Source organism: Yersinia rohdei ATCC 43380, from assembly GCF_000173775.1.
In the GTDB taxonomy this organism is placed as follows: Bacteria; Pseudomonadota; Gammaproteobacteria; order Enterobacterales; family Enterobacteriaceae; genus Yersinia; species Yersinia rohdei.
Genome location: NZ_ACCD01000017.1, coordinates 60,604 through 85,286, shown reverse-complemented (window position 1 = coordinate 85,286; position 24,683 = coordinate 60,604). Strand labels below are relative to the sequence as shown.

The window sequence follows — 24,683 nt, the reverse complement described above, 5'->3', positions numbered from 1 at the left end:
ATCTGGATGGGATGAATACTTCGGCCCTGACGAATGCCACACTGAAATTATCCAGTGGCAGCCTAACATCGGTGGCGGATGGCACCCAGAATATCGGCGGATTAGTGATGAACGGCGGTACGATGCTGTTTAATAATCTTGTTGATCATTCTGGGATTATTAGCTCAGAAGGCACCTTTGCAGCAAACAACATCAATACCACCGGTGGCGGTACTATTCGGGTTAACTTACCTGCGACTTTAGTCCCAAGCCTTGATGGTTTGCCGGTGATGCAACTGGATGAAGGTGAAATTATTGTTAAGTTGGGGACTGGGGCTGCCACGGGGACTGGGCAAGAATTGACCTTAGCCGATGAGAACGACAATCCGATCAGTGCTATTTTCTATCAGGATATTTATAACAGTGGAGGGAGTTCGGTAGCAGCAGTCGGTTCATTTAATTACGGCCTCACCACCGGTAACGATTATGACGGTCTGTATGTAAATTATGGGCTGAAAGCCGTAGCGCTACAGGGCACTGGCAATGATGCCTTGGTCTTGACCGCAACGCTGGCTAACAATGGCAAGCAATCCAATGACCTTTCTGTCCAGATTAGTGGCAGTGGTGATTTGGCGTTTGTTTCCGCTAATGACGGCAGTACCGCATCGTTATCTAACTCGACCAACAGCTATACCGGGGCAACATGGGTACGTTCAGGCAATTTACGTCTGGATGCAGACTCGGCACTGGGGCAAACCTCGCTGTTGGCGATGAGCAATGCCACTAATGTAGATCTTAACGGCACCGAGCAGAGAGTACGGCAATTAACTACCGAAACCGGCAGCACCCTGAATTTCAATGACGGCAAATTATCCGTGACAGAAGGTGGTCAGGTTGATGGTGCGCTGAGTGGTTCAGGGGAATTAGCCTTGACCGGCGGTTTACTGAGTATCACGCAAGGGAATAGCGGCTTCACCGGCAGTACTGATATTGCCAGCGGCGCAACGGCACACCTCTACCAGGCTCAAGGTTTGGGAAGTGGCGCGATTAACAATAACGGCATGCTTAACCTGGATAATACCCGCGGCGTCTTATCGAATAATCTGACGGGTAGTGATGGTAACGTTCAATTGATGAACCGTGCCAATATCCAGTTAGCGGGCGATAATAGCGGCTATTTTGGTGTTTTCAGTACCAATACCGGCACTGCGCTGACAGTAAATAGCGCCCAAAACTTGGGGGGTGGCAGTGTTGATAATAGTGGTGAATTAATTCTGGATACTGCAGCAAAATGGACTCTGATTAACAATATCGCCGGTAGCGGTGCACTGATTAAACGAGGGAGCGGGGCTGTTACCATTGAAGGCGACTCCGTGAGTGCCGGCCTGACGACCATTGAAAATGGTTTACTCCAATTGGGCAGTGCACCAGCGACATCAATTATTGCGCTGGAAGAGTCACCGTTAGCGCGTTCATTGTCGGTCACACTGGCATCGACTATTGCCAATCTGACCAGTGATGTGAATATTGCCACTACAGGTTCATTAGGTGGGTATGGCAAGGTCACCGGGAATGTTGAAAACAGCGGTCGGCTGCTGATGCCGAATGCTTTAACCGGCGGAGATTTTGGGACTTTCACTATTGACGGTAATTATACCGGCAACAATGGCACTGTGGTCTTCAATACTGTTCTGGCAGGCGATTCCTCCACCACCGATCGGTTGATGATTACCGGGAATACCGCAGGGCAAAGTTATGTCACGGTGAATAATATTGGCGGTAATGGGGCGCGGACGGCTGAAGGTATCAAGATTATTGATGTCGGCGGTAATTCAGCTGGGGAATTTACCCTTAATGGTCGTGCGGTTGCGGGTGCTTACGAATACTTCTTGTATCAAGGCAGTGCGAGTGCGCCAGCTGATGGTGACTGGTATTTGCGTACCGCAGACGAGGAAAAAATTCCTGAGCTGCGCCCAGAGTCCGCCAGCTATACCGCGAACCTGGCCGCAGCCAACACCCTGTTTGTGACCACTTTGGCGGATCGTTCTGGCGAGACGCTGTATACCGACGTCTTTACCGGTGAAGAGAAAAGCACCAGTATGTGGCTAAGAAATGAAGGCAGCCATAACCGCTCTCGTGATGATAGTGGTGAATTGAAAACGCAAGATAACCGCTATGTTATCCAATTGGGCGGAGATGTGGCGCAATGGAGCCGCAACGCACAAGATCTGTGGCGGGTTGGTGTGATGGCCGGTTATGCCAATAGCAGCAGTTCAAGTGTGGCGCAGGGAACTGGCTATCGCTCCAATGGTTCTGTTGATGGTTACAGTGTGGGGATGTATGGCACATGGTTTGCTGAGGGTCAGGACAATACCGGTGCTTATGTTGACACTTGGTTGCAATATAACTGGTTTAACAACCAAGTTGATGGGCAGGATCTCGCCACTGAGAAATATGATTCTAAAGGATTTACCGCCGCAGTTGAGAGTGGCTATACCTTCAAAGTGGGTGAAAGTGCTAACCGCAATTACTTTATTCAGCCAAAAGCTCAAGTGGTCTGGATGGGGGTGAAAGCAGATTCTCACACGGAAACAAATGGCACCGTCGTCTCTGGCGAGGGGAATAACAATATTCAAACTCGTTTAGGCGCGAAAGCCTTTATAAGCCCAATTCAGTCTGAAGGTGTTGCTAAAGGGCCAACATTTAAACCTTATGTGGAAGCTAACTGGATCCATAACACCAAAGATTTCGGCACTACATTAGATGGCATTACTGTAAAACAAGCGGGTGCCGCTAATATTGCCGAACTGAAACTGGGTGCTGAAGGCCAGGTAAATAACAAGCTGAACTTGTGGGGGAATGTGGGCCAACAACTGGGTAACAATGGTTACAGTGATAGCAGCATCACACTGGGTATTAAATATAATTTCTAACCAAGATAAGTTGTTATAAGTATTCAGCGGCACATATCATCAGGTATGTGCCGTTTTTTTATGGCGACAAAAGTCAATAAAATAACCGGATTTTTAATTATAAAAAAGGTAAAAAACCAAACATATTCAATATGTTATGTTGTGATTCGGTGTTTTATTTGCCAGTATTGTTGGCTTAATCCAGCGCTTCTTCTTGTACTTCCAACACATGGTAAGCGGTTGAGCAGAACAATGAGTTCAAGCGCTTCATATCGCCTAATAGCCCCATATGCAGACTGCTGGTTTCAATGCTCTGGACGTTTTGCTGATGTAAGCGCTCGACATGAGCATGGGAATAGCGGCGGTTTAGCAAGCGAAAGCGGTGCTTGGCGCGGCGCAGACGCTTGGCGTTATTGATATCACTAGATAAAAATACCGACATACCGAGATCCAAATTCGCCACCAGGCGGGCATGCAAAGTAGTGAGTTCCTCAAAACCTTCGGCTGAAAACGGCTTACGGGCATTGAGCGACTTGGCGGCGACATCTGATGTCATGCGGCCAATAATATCGCCGGCCTGCTGAAGATTGACCGCGGTATCAATAATTTCAGCCCAGCGGCGTGAATCTATTTCACCTAACTCATCTTGCTGAATTTGCGCTAAATAGAGTTTTATCGCGCTATACAGCATGTCGACTTCGTCTTCCAGCAAACTAACTTCATGCTTTTGCTGCTTATTGCCCTCCAGCACTTCTTTAAAGCGCAACAGCATTTGCTCCAGCACATCCCCCATGCGCAGGGTTTCTCGCACGGCATTCGCCAAGGCCAGTGACGGGGTATCGATGGCGGTAATATCGAGATAGCGCGGTGCAGAGGCTTGTACCGTATTTGGGTCATCACTGACCAACCGACTACAGATACGCGCCATTGGGCCAACCAATGGCAGCATCAGTAAACAGCGCAGTAGGTTATAGAAAACATGGAAGTAAATAACCACTTCAGCCGCAGGCATATTTTGCCCGTATATCCATTTCCCTAACACATTAACCCACGGCACAACCAAAATGCAGCCGATGATTTTAAACAGCAAACTGCCCAAAACCACTTGGCGGGAGACGGCATTTTGCCCTCGGCTGCTGATCAGTGCCAGAAAACCACTGCCCAGATTTGAACCAATCACAATACAGAGGGCGATATTTAACGGTACCAGACCGGTGGCGGCGAGAGTGGCGGTCAGTAACACTGCGGCCAGACTGGAATAACTTATCATGGCGAACAGCGCGCCAATCAACAGCGCCAAAATGGTATCCCCGGTAAGGGACGAGAAAATGGCCTGCACAGCGGTTGCCTGGGTAATCGGCCCGGCTGAAGTGACGATTAATTGCAGTGCCAGAATAATCAGCCCGAGGCCAATACACACCCGCCCCATTTGCCCCACTCGGGCCTTACGCTGCCCAAGGAAGACAATCACCCCGCCGAGAATTAACAAAGGTGACAGCCAGGAGAGGTCAAAGGTAAGCACCCGCGCCATCAGCGCCGTCCCGACATCTGCCCCGAGCATAATCACCAACGCCGGCGACAATGAAATCAACCCTTGCGACACAAAGGAGATAACCAGTAACGCGGTAGCATTGCTGCTTTGTACCAGCGCAGTCACGCCAATCCCGGCCACAAAAGCGGTCGGTTTCTTCTGGATACTGGCGCTCAATACTCGGCGCAAATCAGCACCATAAACCCGCATAATGCCGGTACGAACAATGTGTGTTCCCCACACCAGTAGGGCGACGGAAGAAAGCAGGTGCAGCAGTGTCAGCATAAGGGATATGGGCTCTTCAAGTCTGGGGCTGTTTAAGCTGGTTATTATTGGGTACTAAAACAGCTCGCTGGATAAATAGGATAGCCGATACCGGTTAAATCGGTACTAAATCAAATTAGTGATAATTGCTCAGGTATTGATAGATAGTATCCAAGAGTTTTTTATTATCAACTGTTTGCAATATTTTTACCGGTTTCCCTCTTGGGGCCGGAATGCCCACATCTAAGCGCAGCTTCTCCGGACTAAAGCGCAAGGTCATGCCACGAGTAAGTGCGCCTTCCAGTGCCACATCAAGATAATCGCTGCTGCTGGTCACGATGCTTTTATCCAGTAACCCGGCGATGACCAATGCATCATGTACCCAACACCCCGGCAGTTGGCGGGTTTGCATTGAGTAGCTTATCCACGGGCGAAGCGTCTCGACCAGATAATCACTGAGTGGTGAGTTAATCTGCGCAATCTTATCCAAATCCTGATGCAACATTTGGGTCTGGGTGGTGACATCCAACGGCACCAGTGTGATGTTGGCACCACTCGTTAGCACCACATGGGCGGCTTCAGGATCAAGTCCAAAATTAGTGTCTTTAAGGTAGCCGTCGACATTAAATACACCGCCCATGATGGCAATTTCGGCCACTGATGATGCCAGTTGTGGATAAAGTTGCATCGCATGAGCGAGATTAGTCAAAGGGCCGATAGCCACCAAAGTTATTTCGCCGGGATTATTACAGATTAATTCGCCAATGGCATGGGCTGCTAATGGTGCATTGGACTCCACGGCGGGGGGCTGTGGTGTTTGCTGCCAAAGTGCAGTTAGCCCATTTCTGGCCGCACCATTATCCAGCTTATCGCGCCAGAGTGCGGCGGGCTCAACCAAAGCCTGTGAAGCACCGCGAATGATTGGGATGCTGAGCCCCAAGCGGGTGATTAAATCATGAGCAACAGAAAATCCCACTTCGCAGGGGGTATTTCCCGCCACGATAGTTATCAGTTCTAACTCAATTTCCGGGGCGGCGATGGCAAGTGCTAATGCCAGACCATCATCAATATTCGCGCCGGGTATGCCATTTCCTGGGTCACAATCAATAATTAAACGCATGTTTTTATCTTTTTATTATGGAGAATTTTTTTTGCTGATAGAGCAGCCGCAGGACTCACCGACTTGCAGCGAAAAATCGAACTCGCGAACTGTCGGGGTGCCATTCCAGTTTTTTAGCATCTCAATGGCGGTTTTTGCCATTGCATCCACCGGTTGGCGCACCGTCGTCAGTGACGGGACGTTATATTCAGACTCAATGGTGCCGTTAAAACAGATAAGAGCCAAGTCTTTCGGGGCGGTCATATTGTGCTCGGCCATAGCGCGCAAACAACCAAACGCCTGCAATTCATTGGTGGTAAACAAGGCCTGTGGCAACGGCCCTTGCAGCATTTTTTGTGCTGCCTGATAACCGCCCGGGCGGGTATAGGTCGTCGGGAAAATCCACTCATTGCGCACGGCCAGCCCTGCCAGTTGCAATGCATCGCGCCAGCCATTAATCCTATCTTGAGTATTAAGCATGTCCAGCGGGCCACAAATAATGGCAATATCGCGATAGCCATGGCCAATCAGGTGCTGAGTCGCTTGGAATGCCGCTGCGCGTTCATCCACCCGAATGGCACAGATGTGTTGCGCGGGGTCGACCCTATCCAACATGACAAATGGCGTGCCAGTGGCTTGAATTAAATCGATATAAGGGTGGCGGTCAACACTGGTGTACAGCAAGCCATCAACCTGGCGATGCAGCAAGTTATTGATAAGTTCGAGTTCACGTTGACGAGAGTCACCGGCATCTCCCAATAACAAAACTTGCCCATTGGCAAACGCCTCGCGTTGCAAGGCATGGGCCATTGAAGAAATGAATGGGTTGGAAATATTGGGTACCACCAGACCATAAGTCTTGGTGGTACCGCAAGCTAATGCGCGGGCAATCTCATTTGGCCGATAACCGGTTTTCTTGATGGCATCAAGCACTCGCTGCCTGGTGGCTTCTGCCACTGGACGCGGCCCATTATTGATAACATAACTCACTACCGCCACCGAAGTGCCGGCTTCTCGCGCAACATCAGAACGTGTAATACGTTGAGACTGAAGTTTGACCACAATTACCTACTTTTCTGTCTTAAATCGCATCTTCTGGCAAGTTGAGGTCACGTCCACGTGTCTCAGGAGCAAAGAAAGTGGTGACAAAGCCAATGGCGGCCATCACGGCGAAGTATAAGGCAATTGGCCACCAATGGCCGGTATATGTCAACATTGCCGCAGCAATCAGTGGTGCAGTACCACCGGACAGAATTGACCCTAACTCTTTTGCTACCGCCATTTTAGTATAGCGATTAGTCACCCCAAACAGCTCAACACCCCATGCTGCCTGCACGCCAAAGATACCTAAGGATGCCAGACCCATACCGACGATTATAGTCCCCATAACCAGAATAGGCTCACGAGTTTCTAGCAGCATAAATGCCGGGAAAGCATAGATTATTAACAATAAACAGAACCAGCGGTAGGTAATTCGACGACCAAAGCGGTCTGACAGATAGCCCGCTAATGGAATAATCAAAAAGCCCAGGCAGGAGGCGATAAATACCGCCATGGTGGGCACCGACTTGTCCACCATCAGCACTTTGGCGACATAACCAATCATAAAACCTTGCGCCAGATAAGACGGGCCGTTCTCGCCGATACGCAAGCCAACCATAATCCAGAACGACTTACTGCGCTGCCAGAAAGTGCGGTTATCCACTTCTGCCATATGGCTGCGACCAAGAGCCAGTGCTGCTGCACGCTGTTGTTCCAGCACTAATTTTTGGCGCTCAAACACCGGGCTTTCGCGCATATGACGGCGAATAAAGAGTGCGGCACCGGCAATTAAGATGCTGGAAAGGAACGGAATACGCCAACCCCAGTCGAGCAGCGTTTGTTTGTCCATCTGCAATACCAATAACCACACTAAGGCTGCCAGTAGCGTGCCACTGTTAGAGCCCAAGGCAATAATGGAAGAAACCAGACCTCGCCTTTTGGTTGGCGCATATTCCCCCAGCATCACCGCCCCGCCCGACAGTTCAGCACCTGCGCCCAGCCCTTGCATAAAGCGCAAAAATGCCAGACAAGCCGGTGCCCACAAACCAATAGAGGCATAGCTTGGGATTAAGCCAATCATCGTGGTAGACGCGCCCATCAATGAAATGGTGGTAATCATCACCACTTTACGGCCCTTGCGATCGCCGAGTCTGCCGAACAACAGAGCGCCAATCGGCCGGGCAATAAAGCCGACGGAATAAGTAGCAAAACTGGATAACAAGGCAATAGCCGGTGTCGCTTCAGGGAAGAAGACATCACCAAATATGATGCCAGCAGCCAAACCATAGAGTGCAAAATCTGCATACTCCATAGCGGTGCCAAGCCAGCATGAAAAGGTGGCGCGCCAAAAGTCTTTTCGACCTTCGGGCGTCGCCAGGCGCTCTTCTGCAGCTGCGCTCTCTGATGGAGCACTATCTGCTAGCGAACTATTGATTGAAGTCATTAAAAAATTCCCCTGGTGTTGAAGCAACATAGTCATGCATCAATATCTGCCTGTTTATTTATTAACCTATATCCCTGTAGCTGGTGCATACCAGCTAAAAAGGGGGTGGCGATAAAACATTAGCAGTGATTGATTTTGTCTTGTGTTTTTAGTGTATCTACCCGCGTAGATAGATCAAACTAATTATTTTATCTTTAGAGATTGTTCACAAAACTGTCATACAACTGCTCGGTTTTTGCACAAATATTGCGCGGTTGGCTTAGAGAAAGAAAATAAAATGTGGTGCGTTAAAGCAGATTTTGACCAAGAAATGCGCAGATTCTGGTACCCGTTTACGCCCCCTCAGGGGCTAAGTCAGATAACTCTACAGATTAAATACCCCCAGATGGTGTAATTATCACCGATTCCTTTTTCTTGTTATTGAGTGGGTTAGCTTAACTTAACTGTTTATTTTATTATGCAGACTCGTGAGGAATAATTTAAATAACGCATTATTTTTTTAATGTTTAAATATAAGTAGCATGCTAAATATCTGTATGATTCAGTTTTTATATGAGTATTTTTATATTTAATGTTTTCAATGCCTTTAGTGTTTTTATTTTAACGAAATGAAATATTACCATTTATTATCTCAATAATATCAATGTGATACTTAAGATCTAAATAATAAAATATAGCTGTAAATATTATTGGCCATGTGTAAATAAAAACAAACCTATGAAGGTTAATATATTTAATGCTAATAAATGGCATGTTTATATTTTGTAGCCATGCTATATCCGAGCAAACTTTTAGTCTTCAATTTAAATGCGAGTTTGCCTGGTTGTCTCGAATCTCAATTTATTGAATATAATATCAGAGGCATTATAAGCATGAGAACTAATAATGTTTTTACACCTGAAAGTGAGAAGGCAGCATTATATCTATTGGGCGAAGCAATGGGCTTTTCCTATCAGGCCGCATTACGAGCGGTGGCTGTTTTGGGAGTGGCAGACTATCTTGTGGATGGGGCAAAAACCGCACAGCAATTAGGCATGGAACTGGGGGTTGATGCACAGAATTTACATCGAGTTATGCGGCTTTTGGCGACGCGAAACATTTTTCACGAGGAAACCGGAGATTTATTTAGACTGAATCCAGCGGCTAAATTGTTGTGTTCATCTGAGCCACACTCTCTGCGCCATGCAGTATTAATGTTGACCGATGAGACGTTCTGGGGCCCGCTAGGAAATATTGCAGAAAGTGTTCAAGGCCACTCGGCTTTTAAACAACTTTACGGTATGTCATTCTTCGAATATTGGTCAAAACCACAAACCCGCTCGCCAGAATATGATTTCCATTCCGGTATGTCTTCTATGTCAGAGGTGGAAAATCTGGCTCTGGTGCGCAGTTATAATTTCCCTGAAGGCGCCACCGTGGTTGATATTGCAGGTGGTTTAGGGGGATTGCTATTAACTGTATTGCAGGCTAACCCAACCCTCCAGGGTATTTTATTTGATCAAGCCCCAATACTGGCAAGACATCGCCTTGGTGAGTTAGCCGATGATGCGCGCTGGAGAGTTCAGCCCGGTAGTTTCTTTGAGTCATGTCCTGCGGCAGATTTCTATTTATTGAAATATATTACCCATGACTGGCCAGATGAGAAAACCATAGAAATACTGCACAATTGCCGCAAAGCAATGCTGCCAAATGGAAAAGTTCTTATCATGGATACCATTATTCCTGAGGGTAATACGCCGCATTTTGGTAAGAATATGGATCTTTTACTGATGGCAAGTTTTGACGGCGGGAGGGAACGAACCGAGGCTGAGTTGAGTGAACTGCTTGCTAAGGCTGAGCTTAAAATAAATCGTATTATAGATACCGGCAGTTATGTATCAATAGTCGAGGCTGTTGCTCGCTAAAGACCCTACCTCAATGATAATCCTCATTTTTACGACTAAGTAGAAGTGAGGGTTTCTGAAGAAATAATCTTACTTGCAGGGCGTATTTCCTGATCAGGGCAGAAAAAACCTTTTTTTTCCTACTAAATCACAAAATACCTCAATTTAGCTAAAACCCATTATTTATCATTAAATACAAATAGTTAAATGCTCTCTAGTTACTATATAAAGCCCAACTATGAATTTATGCGGCTGCCTATCTCACAGATTAACCTGATGATTTGCGATGTAATCTGTTCATCGTAGGTATAGATCGGTATTATCCCATCATCAGTAATGCAAATCATTAGCGTTACCACTCAAGGATATTTACATACCTACCTTTCAGGAGAGAAAATGCGATTACGTCTAGCCTTATTTTCATCATTACTGGCAGTCAGTGCTGTTATTACCGGATGTGATGATTCATCTACGCCCCCTGAAGAAACACCAAAAATCAGTATTGAGCATGCGCAGGGCACCACTCTGGTGCCACTAAATCCGCAAAAAGTTATCATATTGAATCCGTCGACACTGGATATTGCTGATGCTTTGCATATCAATGTGGCTGGTGTTCCACAAACCAGCACTCATTTGCCAGAGTTTTTATCCAAATACAGTGGTACAGATTATCTGAATGCCGGTACTTTATTTGAACCTGATTATGAGACGCTAAGTCAGGCGCAACCTGATCTGATAATTGCAGGCGGCCGTGCTCAAGATGCTTATGATAAACTCAGCGCCATTGCACCGACAATTTCACTGAATATTGATACTCAACACTTTACACAGAGTCTGGCCCAGCGTACTGAACAGCTGGCGTCCATCTTTGGAAAAGAAGAAGAAGCAAAAACACTGCTAAGCAACTTTACCGCCCAGATAGACGGCATAAAACAGAAATCTGCCAATGCGGGTTCCGCGATGGTATTGATGGTCAGTGGCGGAAAAATGTCGGCTTATACTCCAGGCTCCCGTTTTGGATTTGTGTTTGACGAGCTAGGATTTACCCCCGCCGCGACTTTCGCCGAAACCGGCAGCCATGGCAATGTAGTGACCTCTGAATTTATTCTTAATGCTAATCCTGAGTGGTTATTTGTACTGGATCGCGATAACGCGATTGGGCGGGCTGAAGGCCAACCAGCTCAACAAGTGCTTAATAACCCACTGATAAATAAAACCAAAGCTTGGCAAAATGACCGTGTTATTTATCTCGATTCTTCCTCACTCTATATTGCCGGTGGCATACAGAGTTATAGCCAGCTGATGGATAAAATTAGCCAGGTATTGGATAAAAAAGCAGCAGCGCAGTAAATCTCACTAATGAAAAATCTTAGCTTTGTTGCCGGCCTGGTCATTTTACTGGGCCTGATGGCATGCAGCCTATTTATTGGTGCTGGCAATGTCACCTTAGCCGATGTTTGGTCAGACCCCGAGATGCGCGACATCTTTATGATAAGCCGCGTGCCGCGAACCTTGGCATTGGTCTTGGCGGGCAGTGCTATGAGTGTGGCTGGCCTGATTATGCAAATGCTCACACAAAATCGTTTTGTCGAACCGTCGATTGCGGGAACTACTCAATCCGCCAGCTTGGGCTTGCTGTTAGTCATGGTATTTAGCCCCTCGGCACCGGTGATGGTCAAAATGCTGGTGGCGACCTTATTTGCGATGGGCGGCACCGGGCTATTTATGTTGCTGTTGGCCAGAATGAGAATGAAATCGGCACTGATGGTTCCGCTGACGGGCATTATGCTGGGGGCGGTATTCAGTTCTGTAACGACGTTTCTGGCGATGGAATTTGATCTTCTTCAGTCGCTGGGCAGTTGGGAGTCGGGTGATTTCTCTGGTGTATTACAAGGCCGCTATGAATTGCTGTGGATAGTGGGCGCATTAACATTTATTGCCTGCCTCATTGCCGACCGTTTTACTGTCGCCGGAATGGGACGCGATTTTTCTGTCAATGTGGGCCTTAATTATCAGCGAGTTATGTTGATAGGAATGTCTATTATTGCCATCACCAGTGGGGTGGTGGTGGTGGTCATTGGCGTGCTGCCTTTCCTTGGTTTAATTGTGCCGAATATTGTCAGTATGGCAATGGGGGATAACCTGCGCCGCACCATACCTTGGGTCGCGTTGTGTGGCGGTGGTTTGGTGGTGTCATGCGACATTATTGGCCGCTTGATAAGCTACCCATTTGAAATACCTGCCAGTGTTATTCTGGGCGCAATTGGTGCACTCGTTTTCCTGTTATTAATTGTTAGGACAAAACGTCATGCAGGCTAATGAGTATTCTTCAACAGGTTCTCATTCCCACGAGAAAAGCCGAGCTTTAAGCATACCGGCAAAGCGGTTATTGTTACTGAGTGTTATTGCGCTGGCCGCTATTATTTTATTCATGACCATTAATCTCCGGGGTAATATTCATTATATTCTGGTGCATCGTGGCCTTATTTTAGCCACCATGCTGTTGGTCGCATTTGCTGCTGGCATTGCCACCGTGTTATTCCAAACTGTCACCAATAACCGTATTTTGACGCCGTCAGTCATGGGGCTTGAAGCGCTATTTATTTTGATACAAACCCTACTGATATTTTTTGTCGATGCCAATGGATTCAGGGTGTTAGGTATTACTGGTAAGTTTCTCTGCGAGTCAGCATTGCTTCTTATGTTCTCGGTATTCCTTTACCGCTGGTTACTGAGCGGAGTAGGAATCAATCTACACCGGGTATTGTTGATAGGGTTGGTGTGCGGGACGTTATTTCGCAGCTTATCCAGCTTAATGCAGCGCCTGCTTTCTCCAAGTGAGTTTGCCATATTACAGGGGCGAGTATTTGCGACCTTTACGCGAGCGGCACCCGAAATTATTGCGCTCTCTACTGGGATAATTGTTATCGTGGGTATTATTGTTTGGCGTATGCGTCATTGCCTAGATATTATCGCGCTGGGTAGAAATACCGCAATTAATCTGGGTGTTGCCTATCAGAAAAAAATCACCGCAATTTTGCTGCTGGTTTCATTGCTGGTGGCCATCTCTACCGCGCTTGTCGGGCCGTTAACATTTTTAGGTCTGCTTATCGCGAATCTGGCTTATCCAATTGTCGGCTCTTTCCGTCATCAATATGTGCTACCCGGTGTTTTCTTGTTGGGGGCTATTACATTGGTTGGTGGGCAATTAATTCTTGACCGTTTACTGAACATGTCGGGAACACTGTCAGTCGTTATTGAATTTGTTGGCGGTGCGCTGTTTATTTATCTGTTAATAAAAAAGGCTCCGGTGTGATTGAAATAACCGATATTTATAAAAAATACCAAGATACGACGGTACTCGATAATATAAACGAGCACATTCCTTCTGGTGGCATCACGTCAATTATTGGGCCAAATGGTGCGGGGAAATCGACCTTATTGTCGATTATGAGCCGCCTGCTAACACCGGATCTTGGCACTGTTAGGTTCAACGGATTGGATGTGGCGAAAACGTCTGGCGATAAGCTGGCTACTATACTGTCAGTTTTGCGCCAGGAAAATCATTTTACCAGCCGGCTGACAGTTGCAGATTTGGTGGGTTTTGGGCGCTATCCTTATTCCAAAGGCAGGCTTAATGAAAATGATCGTCAGTATATTAATGCTGCGATGGAGTTTCTTAATCTGACACTACTGAAAGACCGGTATCTGGATGAACTCTCGGGTGGCCAACGACAACGCGCCTATGTTGCTATGGTGCTTTGTCAGGATACAAAATATATCCTGCTGGATGAGCCATTGAATAATCTGGATATGAAGCATTGCGTCGCGATGATGAAACAATTACGGCGTGCAGCAGATGAACTGAATAAAACCATTATCTTGGTTATTCATGATATCAACTTTGCCTCTGCTTATTCCGACCATATTATTGCCATGAAAGACGGTGCGGTTATTTATCGTGGGGCACCAGAAGAAATAATGAAATCAGACATTCTCGAAGAAATTTTTGATATAAACGTCAGAATAGAAAAAGTGCAAGATCAGCATATTGCGGTTTATTACCGTTAAGTTAATTGAGCCGCACTTTTTTCAGTATCCGTGGCGGGTGCATTGACCGCGCATCTGCCACGAATACTGGAACACATTAGATTGCCGGGTATTCACCGGTGCCCTCAGGCCAAGGTGTCAGCAGGTCGTAGCCTGTTTCCGTAACAGCAATAGTGTGTTCCCACTGCGCAGACAGGGAGCGGTCTTTGGTGACCACCGTCCAGCCATCGGCAAGGACGCTGGTTGCTGCTTTGCCGGCATTAATCATGGGTTCGATGGTAAAAATCATCCCTGGTTTAAGAACCATGCCCTCGCCGCGTGTCCCATAATGCAGAATCTGCGGGTCGGTATGGTATTCCTGCCCCACACCATGACCACAATATTCCCGGACGACGGAAAACCCTGCACTTTCAGCAACATGTTGAATCGCCGCACCAATATCACCGAGCGTTGCCCCTGGGCGTACCACCTTGATACCCTCAACCATAGACAAATATGTGATATCTACCAATCGTTTAGCTCTGATTGATGGTTCGCCGACAAAATACATTCTGCTGGTATCGCCATACCAACCATCTTTAATAATGGCCACATCAATATTCACGATGTCACCATTTTTGAGTTTTTTATCAGAAGGGATCCCGTGGCAAATTACATGATTCACGGAGGTACAAACGGTGCGGGTATAGCCGTGATAGCCAATATTTGCGGGGATCACCTTGAGTTCATTAACAATATAATCGTGGCAGATCTGATCAATTTCATCAGTTGTGACGCCAGCCTGAACATAAGGCGTGATTATTTCCAGCACTTTCGCTGCGGCTTGGCCAGCCGCACGGGCCATTTCAATCTCTGCTTGGGTGTGGATCTTTACTGCGGTCATTGCGCGCTCTCTACCTTAGTCAGTGTATGAGTTTCACTTTGGATGATTCTGGCAATGTCTGCTCCGCCTTGTAATTCAGCCTGAACCAATGCGCGAGCGAGCTCATGGTGACTCAAGTTAGGGTACAACTCCGCTAGCATACCCATTTTGAGCCAGTGCTCAGCTTGCGCATTTATTGACCGACTCATGGCGTTACTGGCGAGCCGCAGGTTTTCATGCATCAGATCGGAGATTTTAACAATGCCCATAAAACACCTATACGAAACATATATGTTATGTATATTGCCACAGAGACAAACAAAAAACACCTGCTGAGAATGATGTTTATTATTTGTTCTCTCTCATCAGGAAAAGAGACTCATTACTCTTTATGGTTAATTAATGGCATAAAAATAAGCTGTTACGCGAAAATTTGTTCTATTATCGATTGCGCAGCCCTCTGATTATTGATTGGAGGGACAGTCCTTATAGGAGAAATCTATGTCTCAAATGCCATTAATCCAGCTCCCTCATACACATGCTGAAGGTTGCCTCTGCAATAGCCCGGCGTTCGTACGTATTAACACCGTATTTTCCCAAAAAGCCACGCAATCAGCCCCTATCACTGCGGCCACTGTTGCGGCGGCGGTACCCGGTGCGAAACTGCAAAAAAATGATGTTGCCGCCAATGCTGTGCGGGTAATGGCTTTTGTGAATGTTCGCATTTTTGATGGTGTTTCAGACCAACTGCGAGATGGGTTGCGGGTGTTAGTCGAAGGCAACAAGATAAAATCGGTAGAACCGGCTGACACCGAGTTGCCAGCTGATGTGGAGCAGATTGATGGCGGCGGCGGGGTATTGATGCCGGGGCTGATTGATGCACATTGGCACGCCATTATGGCTCGTCCGTCAATGATGACCGCGATGACCGCAGATTTTAACTATATTCAGGCGCTGGCAATTGCCGAGGCTGATGCCACATTGATGCGGGGTTTCACGACGGTACGTGACATGGGCGGGCCGGTTTTTGGGCTGAAACGGGCCATTGATGAACATATTGCCACCGGGCCGCGCATCTTCCCATCCGGCGCATTCATTACTCAAACGGGTGGCCATGGCGATTTCCGTCTGCTTGGTGAATTACCCCATACGCCATCTGATCCGCTGAGTTATGCCGAGCGAGTCGGGATGACCGCCATTGCTGATGGAGCTGACCAGGTGTTATTGCGGGCCAGAGAGCAATTAATGCGCGGCGCATCGCAACTTAAATATATGGCGGGTGGTGGTGTAGCCTCCATGTATGATTCAATCAGTGTGACGGAAGGTTCAGTGCCGGAAATCCAGGCGGCGGTCACGGCAGCCGAAAACTGGGGCACTTATGTCACTGTGCATGCTTATACCGCCCGGGCCGTCACCATGGCCATCAAAGGCGGAGTTAAATGTATTGAACACGGCCAATTGGTGGATGAAGAAACCGTCCAGCTAATGGCAGAAAAAGGCATTTGGTGGAGCTTACAACCTTTCCTGGATGATGAGGATGCGGTGCCGATGGCAACCCCGGCCTCACGTGCCAAGCAACTTGAAATGGTCGCCGGGACTGATAACGCCTACATGTTGGCGAAAAAGTACAACATCAAAACGGCCTGGGGCACTGATACGCTGTTTGATGCCCGGTTAGCAACAAGGCAGGGCGCGCAATTAGCCAAGCTGACCCGCTGGTATTCTCCGTTTGAAGTTCTCAAAATGGCGACCAGTGTTAATGCGGAACTCTGTGCTTTTTCTGGCCCAAGAAACCCGTATCCCGGCAAGCTCGGGGTGGTAGAAAATGGCGCACTGGCAGACTTGATTTTGGTTGATGGCGACCCACTGGCAGATATCCAACTGATTACTCAGCCAGAGACCGCCTTCCGGCTCATCATGAAAGATGGGCAAATATTCAAAAACACCTTAGGAAGCCACAGTTGATTTTTTTCAATTGCTTAGGTTGGGCAAGCTCGAACTCATGGCGTGGCGTATTGGCCCTGTTATCGGCGGTGACCCTGAGTGGTTGCACCAGAGCAGAAGCCCCTTCTTTCGCGCTTTTGGGTTCTTATTTTCCGTCCTGGATGGCATGCGCCTTTATTGGGATCATTGCAGCGATTATTGCGCGGGTGATGTTTATTCGCGTAGGTCTTGATGAGGTGCTGCCTTGGCGGCTGTTGGTGTATGTCTGCCTGGCACTTGCTGTGGCATTTATTTGTTCCCTATTACTGTTTGCGCGATGAATGATAAATATGAATAAGCTACAAGGGAGTGGGCGCAAGCGGCAACTGGCGCTGATTGTCGCCGGAGTTATTGTTGTCGCAGCTGCCGTCTTGGGCTGGCTTTCCGTGCGGCAAACCACATTGAATCCATTGTCTGAAGACGCCGAACTGGGAGCCAGTGTAGTGCATGTCGTCAGCTCGGTTCCCGGTCGGATAATTACGATGAATGTGGCAGAGAATAGTAAAGTCCGGCGTGGTGACCTGCTGTTTACCATTGAGCCGGATATTTATCGCCTACGTGTTGAACAGGCACAAGCAGAATTAAAAATGGCAGAGGCGACTCGGGATACCCAGCAACGGACGGTGGTAGCTGAACAGTCCAATGCCGCTATTACTGATGAGCAGATTGTCCGGGCACGAGCCAACCTCAAATTGGCGACGCAAACACTGGCCCGGCTACAACCTCTGCTGCCTAAAGGCTATGTCACCGCCCAGCAAGTCGATGACGCAGCGACGGCGAAACACGATGCTGAAATTAGTCTGAAACAAGCGTTGAAACAGTCTTTTGCTGCCGAGGCCTTGGTCAGTAGCACCGCGGCCTCTGAAGCTTTGGTAGTCGCGCGCCGCGCTGCCTTGGCGATTGCCGAACGAGAGTTAACCAATACTCAAGTGCACGCGCCTCATGATGGGCGAGTGGTGGGGCTGACTGTCTCGACGGGGGAATTTGTTATCCCGGATCAGGCTATTTTTACTCTTATCAATACCGAACATTGGCATGCTTCAGCATTTTTCCGTGAAACTGAGCTGAAGAATATCAAAGTGGGTGACTGTGCCACCGTGTATGTCATGGCCGACCGCCAGCGGGCCATTCAGGGGCGGGTTGAGGGAATTGGTTGGGGCGTCAGCTCTGAAGATTTGTTTAATATCCCACGTGGTTTGCCTTATGTGCCGAAATCGCTGAATTGGGTGCGTGTTGTTCAGCGCTTCCCAGTGCGCATTAATCTGGATAATCCACCAGAAGACTTGATGCGTATTGGTGCTACTGCTGTAGTTGTCGTGCGAAATGACGATGATTGCTGATGGCACTCTGGGCGGAATAATCCGCCAGGCAAAAGCTGATTTAGCCTTTTTCCCTGGCCGATTTGCTATGGCCTGGCGCGTGGCTGCACTCTGCGCGTTGATGACTCTGGTGGCCATGGTATATGGCATTCCGGAATCGGCTCTTAGCTGCTATCTCATCATTTTCGTGATGAAGCCGGATGGTGTAGAAAGCATAATAATGGCCATCGCCATCACGATATTGGTGTCGCTGGTGGTGGGGCTGGTGTTCCTGCTGATCCATTTCACCCTGGAAGCCGCACCGCTGCGTATGGCGGCGTTGATTCTCAGCTCATTTTTGTTTGTCTATCTTGGTTCTGCGAGCAAACTTGGCCCGGTAGGCTGCATTATCGCGCTGGTCATCGCGTTTGTAATGTCCTTGCTGAGCAATATTCCTATGGGTGAGGTAGCAACACGGGGGCTGCTATATGCCTGGCTGATGGCGGTATCTCCGATGTTACTGATTATTGGTTTTAATCTTTTAATTGGCAGAATGCCACAGCAGCTATTACGGGCCAGTTTGGCTGACCGGTTATTGACGGTTGCCGAGCTATTGCGTCAGCCCGAAAACGAAAATAGGGCTAAGGTAGCGGAGCTGCTAGATGAAGGGCAAAGTGAACATCAACAGCGGGCGCTTTTTGTACGTATTTTTCATCTTCGCCCCTCTATTGAGGCGGTTTGGCTCGAAAATGCAGTAAAAAGTACGTATCGGTTGATGCTGGCAGCTTCAGTTCTGCCAGCTTCTACGCCAGAAAATATACGGCTTGAACTGGCCGCTTATTGTACTCAGGCGGGTGAGGCGATTGCGGCAGGTCAGCTTGCAGTTGCGCCGCCGTTTGTGATTAAGGATGCCGGTGATGAACTCGCTGAGATCTATAACGCGCTGATAGCGCTCGCCAATGCGGATAATGGGCAAGACCTGGACGCGCCGAAATCCTCATTCTTTGCCGCCGATGCCCTGACCAATCCTGTCCATCAACGGTTTGCACTAAAAACTACCGCCGCAGCCCTAATTTGCTATCTGATTTACACCGCGCTGGATTGGCAGGACATTCATACCGCAATGATAACCTGCTACGTTACCGCGCTGGGCACTACCGGGGAGACGGTGCATAAGTTAGTGCTGCGGATTATCGGTTGTCTGATTGGGGCGCTAATGGGAGTGCTGGCAATCATTTTCATTATTCCCCATCTGAATGATATTGGGCAATTAATGGTGTTGGTATTTGGCGGCGTAATATTGGCTGCATGGGTCTCCAGTGGTAATGAACGTATAGCCTACGCCGGGGTACAAATAGGACTGGCGTTCCTGCTGACGGTGTTGCAGGGTTTTGGGCCGAGCTCTGATATGGGCGTAGCACTCGACAGGGTGATTGGCATTCTATTAGGTAATTTTGTGGTGTATTTGATCTTTAGCCGGTTGTGGCCGGTGGCGATTGTTGATGCGGTACATGCACATATTGGCAAGGCATTAACTGGGCTAACTAATCTGGCGGCGCTGTCACCGGATGCCCGGCCAGCAGCGCTCAGAGAAGCCACTGTTGTAGAAGCCGAGGTCACCGCTGCTCGCGATGAACTGGCACTGGTTCCTTTTGAACCGGCTCAATTGCGCCCATCACACGAAGAGTGCGCGCGGTTACAAGCCATATTGGCAGAAATTAGCCGATTATGTCCGGTGCTGTATCTGACAACTGAAAAATCACCGTCTGATGCAAAACTGCTGCGTCGTCTTTCTAACAGCGGCAATGCTGCGGTATTCTCTGGTGAGCAACAGCAAAATAGCGAGTTTTTACGGCAAGAATTATTGCCAACGGATCTTACCATTCAACAACGTATAAAACGGCTTGAGGCACTTCTGGGAACTTGATGACATGAAGACATTCGCGGTACCTATGGCCCGGAGAGCCAGAGTAAGCCAGACTTGTACGGTAATGGGCTTTTGCATGCTACTTGCTGGTTGCGCCACTGAAAGCTTGGATCTAGCCCCGGCATCATACTCAGAACCTTGGACGGCGGATGCCGGAGCCTCGACAGGCCTGCGTAACTTTTCTGTGCCAGCAAATCCAGCGGTGGCAGAATTGCCGCCAGCGCCAGTAATAAAAAGTGAGCATCTTTACTCATTACCAGAGCTGATTGATATCGCCCAGAATCAAAATCCTGACACACGTATTGCCTGGCAGCAGGCGCGACAGGCCGCGCTGGCTGTGGGCATGGGTGAGGCGATATTTTTACCCATAATTTCAGCGAGTGTTATTGGTGGCTATCAGAGTACCAGCACGCCGTTACCTTATGCTATCGGTAGTGAAAGGGATCTTAAAACCTCTGGGAGTGAGGTGGTTCCTGCGCTAGCACTACAGTGGCTTATCTTTGATTTTGGGCAGCGCAGCGCATTGCTGGAAGCGGCCAAACATACGTCCTATGCCGCCAATGTGACCTTTAATGGCATGCACCAAAAGCTGATTTACGATGTCACCCGGACTTACTTCCAATATGGTGCAGCCCAAACGCAGCGCCAGATAGCCGAGCAAACGCTGAAAAATAGCCTAAAGATTCAGGATGCAGCTGAAGAACGTCGAAAAAATGGTATCGCCACGACGGTTGAAGTGGCATTGGCACAACAGCAAGTGGCGCAATCTGAGTTGCGGCGTGTGATGACAAAGGGGACTGAGCGTGATGCTTATCAAGCCCTGCTTGGTGCGATGGGCGTTTCACCGACGCTGACGATTCAAGTAGGTTATGCCGAGGATCGGGCTTTACCTGATGTTGCCAGCCCACCAACAGAAAAAATGATTCGTTTGGCTCTTTCTCAACGGCCAGATGTTCTGGCGAGCTATGCTGCGGTGAAAGCTGCCACGGCGGGTGTGAAAGCCGTTGAAGCTGATTTCTTGCCGAAAGTCTATTTGGCTGGGGCAGTTGCCGGCGGAGATGGGCATTTTGATATTCAGGGCTTGCCTGGTATTAGCCCGCAGACTTCGTCTTCTAACATTTTACTTGGCGTTAGTGTGCCTCTTTACGATGGAGGCATACGAGCGGCAAGGGTCAAAGAAGCAGAATCGCGCGCAGCCGCTGCCGCTGAGGGCTTTAAGAAAACACAGGAATTGGCTGTTCGTGAAATTGTAGTCGCGGCTGATACCTTGCGCTCTGCACTTGAATCCAATCAAGCGGCACTTAATCTTGTGAAAACCTCGTTTATTGCTTATGACGGCGCGCTGGAATCTTATCGCAATGGTGTGGGCACCATTACGGTCGCCAACGAGGCGGCGAATGGTTTATTAAATGCTCAACAAATGAGTACGGATGCCCATGCCGCTTCTTTGGTGGCTGCTGCTAATTTGGCCTTTGTGATGGGTAAAATGACTAACAGCGCAGAACAACAATATAGCGTGCAGTGAATGTGATTTTGGTGGGACGAGAGCTATCCCTGGCTCTCGTTTTTTATCTTAAAATTCTGTACGAAGTCTTATGTTGTTGGTATCACAGGTTCAAATACAAAAGGTTTCTCGGCCTTAAAATAAGAAGAAACATCCCCAGTATAATGAGCCGCTTGTGGGGTATTTAGTTGCAGTATTTTAACCTCACTGGTTGTTGAAAAATTAACTTTATTAAAGTCTACCCAAAAAGTATTTGGCATTAATGTGGACTCAAAATAATAAATTTTATTTTTCTGGTCGGAGAGGGTTCTCCAGCGAGTTGAGGAAATATTCGGTTCATCAGGCGTGCTGATGCCAAAAGGAACTGAGACTGAGCGAATGACACTCAGGACACTCGCAGTAGCAAGCTGCTTATCAGTATATTTAGGAATAGCATTGATATAAAACTGTGCACGCACAAAACGATCGCTGGAACTATTCGTGCCCGGTAGCATGGTCGTACCGCCAATCCTTTCCCAATACGAGTTGATGGCTAGCTGTTTATCATAGGTCGGTGAGTTAGTAACAACCTGATATTCACGACTGTGGTGGATAATAAGTTTACCCCCAACATACTCGAAGACTGCGCTATCACCGCTGGCATCAGACAGGCTGAGATGAATGGTACCAAGTCTTTCCTGGCCGGGGACTTTACTGGTTAATACGGTGATAGGTTCATTTTTAAAGTAATTAACAGCTTCATCGACACTAGCAAAGTTATCCAGTACATATTGGCCCCATGCCGCCAGCGAGATATTAGGTTTCCCGGCGCTAGGTTCAGGATATTGGGACTCTGCCAGCCACAACATATTTACGACTAGCCCTTTCTCATTCATGCCATCGGTGGAGGCAATATTATAAGCGGCGGTGATCACGCTACCATATTTTGAAGTCCAAACAACGGAGTTAGGCCCCGCATTACCATTGCGTTCCATTCCTCGTGGGAATAGCCATAGATCTGAATGGAGATCCTCTTTCCAATCCATTGAACGTGCGGTTATTACTAAATCTTCAGGCCCCAGATAAACAGCTCTGGTACAGGCGAGTGCAGTGGGAATGAGAGTTACCGTCCCGATAAAAGCCATTGCCCCTATAATAATTTTAGATATCCGGTTTTTATTCATGTGCAGACTTTCCTCTTGGGGTTTATTTGGCCTGAGAAACCAACAATAAATATCTTTATTCGGTGGTTTAACCTAGCTAACTGTACCGCGATATTGGATTTTTATCTATTTTGCGCAAGAAATGGGAGATAAAAGGGGCAGAGAGGGATCGCTAGAATAAGGCGAAGCGCGACGTCATCAGCCACTTAATAACCTAATTTACACCTAAGAATTTTCTTGTCAGATTTTAGACTACGAAATGTGGTTAATAAGTAAAAAAGTGCCCAGATGGCACTTTTTGGCGCTGACTCCAGTAAAATTTACCAGAGTCAGAGCATTTAATACTGAGGATATCTAACAAACCGGCTTTGTTGGCTTTACCCGGCTCATTACATTATTTACCGACGGAAGGGTGGAATTTCCCTTGTTTAAGCTCTTTACGCAGTATGGCATGTTGGTCTTCGGTAAATTTATATTTTCTCATAATCAGAATGCGTATTACTGCGCCTAAAGCAGGTAGCAGAGAAATACAGAAAAATAGGCCATTTAATGTCCATTCCGACTGAGCCACATTGGGTATATAACCCAATACTGATAAAATCAGGCCAGAGAGGCCGCCGGCGACAGCAACTGAGAGTTTACCGACAAAAGTCTGCCCAGAGAAAGTGATAGCAGCACAACGCTTACCGGTATGGTAATAAGAATATTCCACCGTATCGGCAATCATTGCGGAAATAAGCGGGTTGGTCATCATGAAAATTGCTGTAATCACGGCTAACCAGACCATTACATAGACCACATTGTGATAACCCGTAAACCAGAAACCGATACGAGCTATTATTTCCAACACACACAGAGCAATGAATAAATCTCTCTTTTTAAAGTGACGAGTTAAGAATGGGGTGCCAAGGCAAGCCAATGCACAGGCAAAAGTAATTAAACCTATAACAGAAACTAATTCAGCATCTTTCATATTATAGGTGAAGAAGAAAATATAAAATGTGTTAACGATGTTAGAAAAAACGTTCATGAAAAAGGCGCTAAGTATAAAAAATAGCGGCTTATTTTGCCAAACGACAATAAAGGTCTGCTTTAAGGTTATTTTTTCAACCACTGTGACTTTGACGCGCTCTTTGGTATTAAAGAACCCATTTAACATCAGTATCACCCCCAATGTCATGAGGATGACAACACCAGCAAGGTAGCCGCGGTCAGCACTGTTCTCTGCAAATAATCCACTGATATAAGGGAATAAAACCATGGTGGCACCAATGCCGGCATTAACGCCAAGCATTGCACAAGTTGCTGTTTTGGCACGTTCTTGCGGCTCATCTGTCATTACTGTGCTCATTGACCAGAATGGAATATCAGAGAGGGCATATAATGTTCCCCATAAGATATAGGTGACACCGGCATATATTGTTTTCGTCATCAGGCTGGCTTCGATATTATAAAATGCAGCCACGGTGACGATGAAAATCAAAAAAGGTGTAAACAGCAAGTATGGGCGGAATTTTCCACGCCGCATATTAATTGTATCCATCACACCAGCAATCAATGGGTCATGTACTGCATCCCATACTCTGGCGATTAAGAAAATCATACTGGCTGCTACTGGTGAGATCCCCATAATGTCAGTGTAGAAAAAGAGAATAAAACTGCCTACCAGCCCAAAACTGAAGCACTGGCCCATTCCATACCCAAAATAAGAAGCAAGTTCTTTCATTGGGATTTTTGCACCTGAATGATTTATGTTCATTCTTA

At 47.6% G+C, this 24,683-nt stretch carries 19 protein-coding genes; 11 read left to right on the top strand and 8 right to left on the bottom strand.

The window, feature by feature from the left end:
• The coding region (locus YROHD0001_RS06265; protein ID WP_032817203.1) for an autotransporter outer membrane beta-barrel domain-containing protein at positions 1 to 2,912 on the top strand (2,912 nt) is incomplete at its 5' end.
• Positions 2,913 to 3,087: 175 nt separating this feature from the next.
• Here YROHD0001_RS06265 and YROHD0001_RS06270 read toward each other — a convergent pair.
• The 4 genes from YROHD0001_RS06270 to YROHD0001_RS06285 all read right to left on the bottom strand — a co-directional run bounded on the left by YROHD0001_RS06270 (position 3,088) and on the right by YROHD0001_RS06285 (position 8,270).
• Complete coding sequence (locus tag YROHD0001_RS06270) at positions 3,088 to 4,707, bottom strand: Na/Pi cotransporter family protein (RefSeq protein ID WP_004715359.1); 1,620 nt, start codon at positions 4,705 to 4,707, stop codon at positions 3,088 to 3,090.
• Positions 4,708 to 4,822: 115 nt separating this feature from the next.
• Positions 4,823 to 5,806: a nucleoside hydrolase gene (locus YROHD0001_RS06275; protein ID WP_004715358.1), complete on the bottom strand. Its 984-nt coding sequence runs from the start codon at positions 5,804 to 5,806 to the stop codon at positions 4,823 to 4,825.
• A 15-nt stretch (positions 5,807 to 5,821) separates the two neighbouring features.
• Positions 5,822 to 6,823 carry a LacI family DNA-binding transcriptional regulator gene (locus tag YROHD0001_RS06280; RefSeq protein ID WP_071817892.1) on the bottom strand — a complete coding sequence of 334 codons (1,002 nt, stop codon included), beginning with the start codon at positions 6,821 to 6,823 and terminating at the stop codon, positions 5,822 to 5,824.
• 43 nt (positions 6,824 to 6,866) lie between these two features.
• A complete protein-coding gene (locus YROHD0001_RS06285) occupies positions 6,867 to 8,270 on the bottom strand; it encodes an MFS transporter (RefSeq protein ID WP_004715355.1) in 1,404 nt (467 codons plus the stop codon).
• A gap of 872 nt (positions 8,271 to 9,142) precedes the next feature.
• Here YROHD0001_RS06285 and YROHD0001_RS06290 point away from each other — a divergent pair.
• The 5 genes from YROHD0001_RS06290 (at position 9,143) to YROHD0001_RS06310 (ending at position 14,224) form a co-directional block, all read left to right on the top strand.
• Complete coding sequence (locus tag YROHD0001_RS06290) at positions 9,143 to 10,174, top strand: methyltransferase (RefSeq protein WP_004715354.1); 1,032 nt, start codon at positions 9,143 to 9,145, stop codon at positions 10,172 to 10,174.
• 375 nt (positions 10,175 to 10,549) lie between these two features.
• A complete protein-coding gene (locus YROHD0001_RS06295) occupies positions 10,550 to 11,503 on the top strand; it encodes a siderophore ABC transporter substrate-binding protein (protein WP_032817192.1) in 954 nt (317 codons plus the stop codon).
• A 9-nt stretch (positions 11,504 to 11,512) separates the two neighbouring features.
• Positions 11,513 to 12,472, top strand: a complete 960-nt coding sequence (locus tag YROHD0001_RS06300) for an ABC transporter permease (protein WP_004715352.1) — start codon at positions 11,513 to 11,515, stop codon at positions 12,470 to 12,472.
• Complete coding sequence (locus YROHD0001_RS06305; protein WP_032817191.1) at positions 12,462 to 13,469, top strand: iron chelate uptake ABC transporter family permease subunit; 1,008 nt, start codon at positions 12,462 to 12,464, stop codon at positions 13,467 to 13,469. The genes YROHD0001_RS06300 and YROHD0001_RS06305 overlap by 11 nt, the downstream gene beginning before the upstream one ends.
• Positions 13,466 to 14,224, top strand: coding sequence for an iron ABC transporter ATP-binding protein (locus YROHD0001_RS06310; RefSeq protein ID WP_032817190.1), 759 nt, complete (start codon positions 13,466 to 13,468; stop codon positions 14,222 to 14,224). The genes YROHD0001_RS06305 and YROHD0001_RS06310 overlap by 4 nt, the downstream gene beginning before the upstream one ends.
• Before the next feature lie 76 nt (positions 14,225 to 14,300).
• On the opposite strand, the gene map is transcribed toward YROHD0001_RS06310, so the two are convergent.
• Positions 14,301 to 15,086: a type I methionyl aminopeptidase gene (gene map, locus YROHD0001_RS06315; RefSeq protein WP_032817189.1), complete on the bottom strand. Its 786-nt coding sequence runs from the start codon at positions 15,084 to 15,086 to the stop codon at positions 14,301 to 14,303.
• Entirely contained in the window at positions 15,083 to 15,334 is a 252-nt protein-coding gene (locus YROHD0001_RS06320) for a ParD-like family protein (RefSeq protein WP_004715348.1), read from the bottom strand. The genes map and YROHD0001_RS06320 overlap by 4 nt, the downstream gene beginning before the upstream one ends.
• A 232-nt stretch (positions 15,335 to 15,566) precedes the next feature.
• Between YROHD0001_RS06320 and YROHD0001_RS06325 the strand changes: the two genes are divergently transcribed.
• The 5 genes from YROHD0001_RS06325 to YROHD0001_RS06345 are packed head-to-tail and all read left to right on the top strand — an operon-like array spanning position 15,567 to position 21,798.
• Entirely contained in the window at positions 15,567 to 17,030 is a 1,464-nt protein-coding gene (locus YROHD0001_RS06325) for a metal-dependent hydrolase family protein (RefSeq protein ID WP_004715347.1), read from the top strand.
• Positions 17,027 to 17,329 carry a YtcA family lipoprotein gene (locus tag YROHD0001_RS06330; RefSeq protein WP_072086864.1) on the top strand — a complete coding sequence of 101 codons (303 nt, stop codon included), beginning with the start codon at positions 17,027 to 17,029 and terminating at the stop codon, positions 17,327 to 17,329. Before YROHD0001_RS06325 ends, YROHD0001_RS06330 begins: the two co-directional genes overlap by 4 nt.
• A 9-nt stretch (positions 17,330 to 17,338) precedes the next feature.
• Positions 17,339 to 18,388, top strand: a complete 1,050-nt coding sequence (gene mdtN / locus YROHD0001_RS06335; RefSeq protein ID WP_032817187.1) for a multidrug transporter subunit MdtN — start codon at positions 17,339 to 17,341, stop codon at positions 18,386 to 18,388.
• On the top strand, positions 18,372 to 20,273 hold the full coding sequence (locus tag YROHD0001_RS06340; protein WP_032817185.1) for an FUSC family protein: 1,902 nt from the start codon (positions 18,372 to 18,374) through the stop codon (positions 20,271 to 20,273). Before mdtN ends, YROHD0001_RS06340 begins: the two co-directional genes overlap by 17 nt.
• 4 nt (positions 20,274 to 20,277) lie before the next feature.
• Entirely contained in the window at positions 20,278 to 21,798 is a 1,521-nt protein-coding gene (locus YROHD0001_RS06345) for a TolC family protein (protein ID WP_032817184.1), read from the top strand.
• Between the two features lie 68 nt (positions 21,799 to 21,866).
• Here YROHD0001_RS06345 and YROHD0001_RS06350 read toward each other — a convergent pair whose 3' ends face one another.
• Complete coding sequence (locus tag YROHD0001_RS06350) at positions 21,867 to 22,940, bottom strand: linear amide C-N hydrolase (RefSeq protein WP_004715342.1); 1,074 nt, start codon at positions 22,938 to 22,940, stop codon at positions 21,867 to 21,869.
• A gap of 373 nt (positions 22,941 to 23,313) precedes the next feature.
• Positions 23,314 to 24,678, bottom strand: a complete 1,365-nt coding sequence (locus tag YROHD0001_RS06355; RefSeq protein WP_004715341.1) for an MFS transporter — start codon at positions 24,676 to 24,678, stop codon at positions 23,314 to 23,316.
• Positions 24,679 to 24,683: the final 5 nt, after the last annotated feature.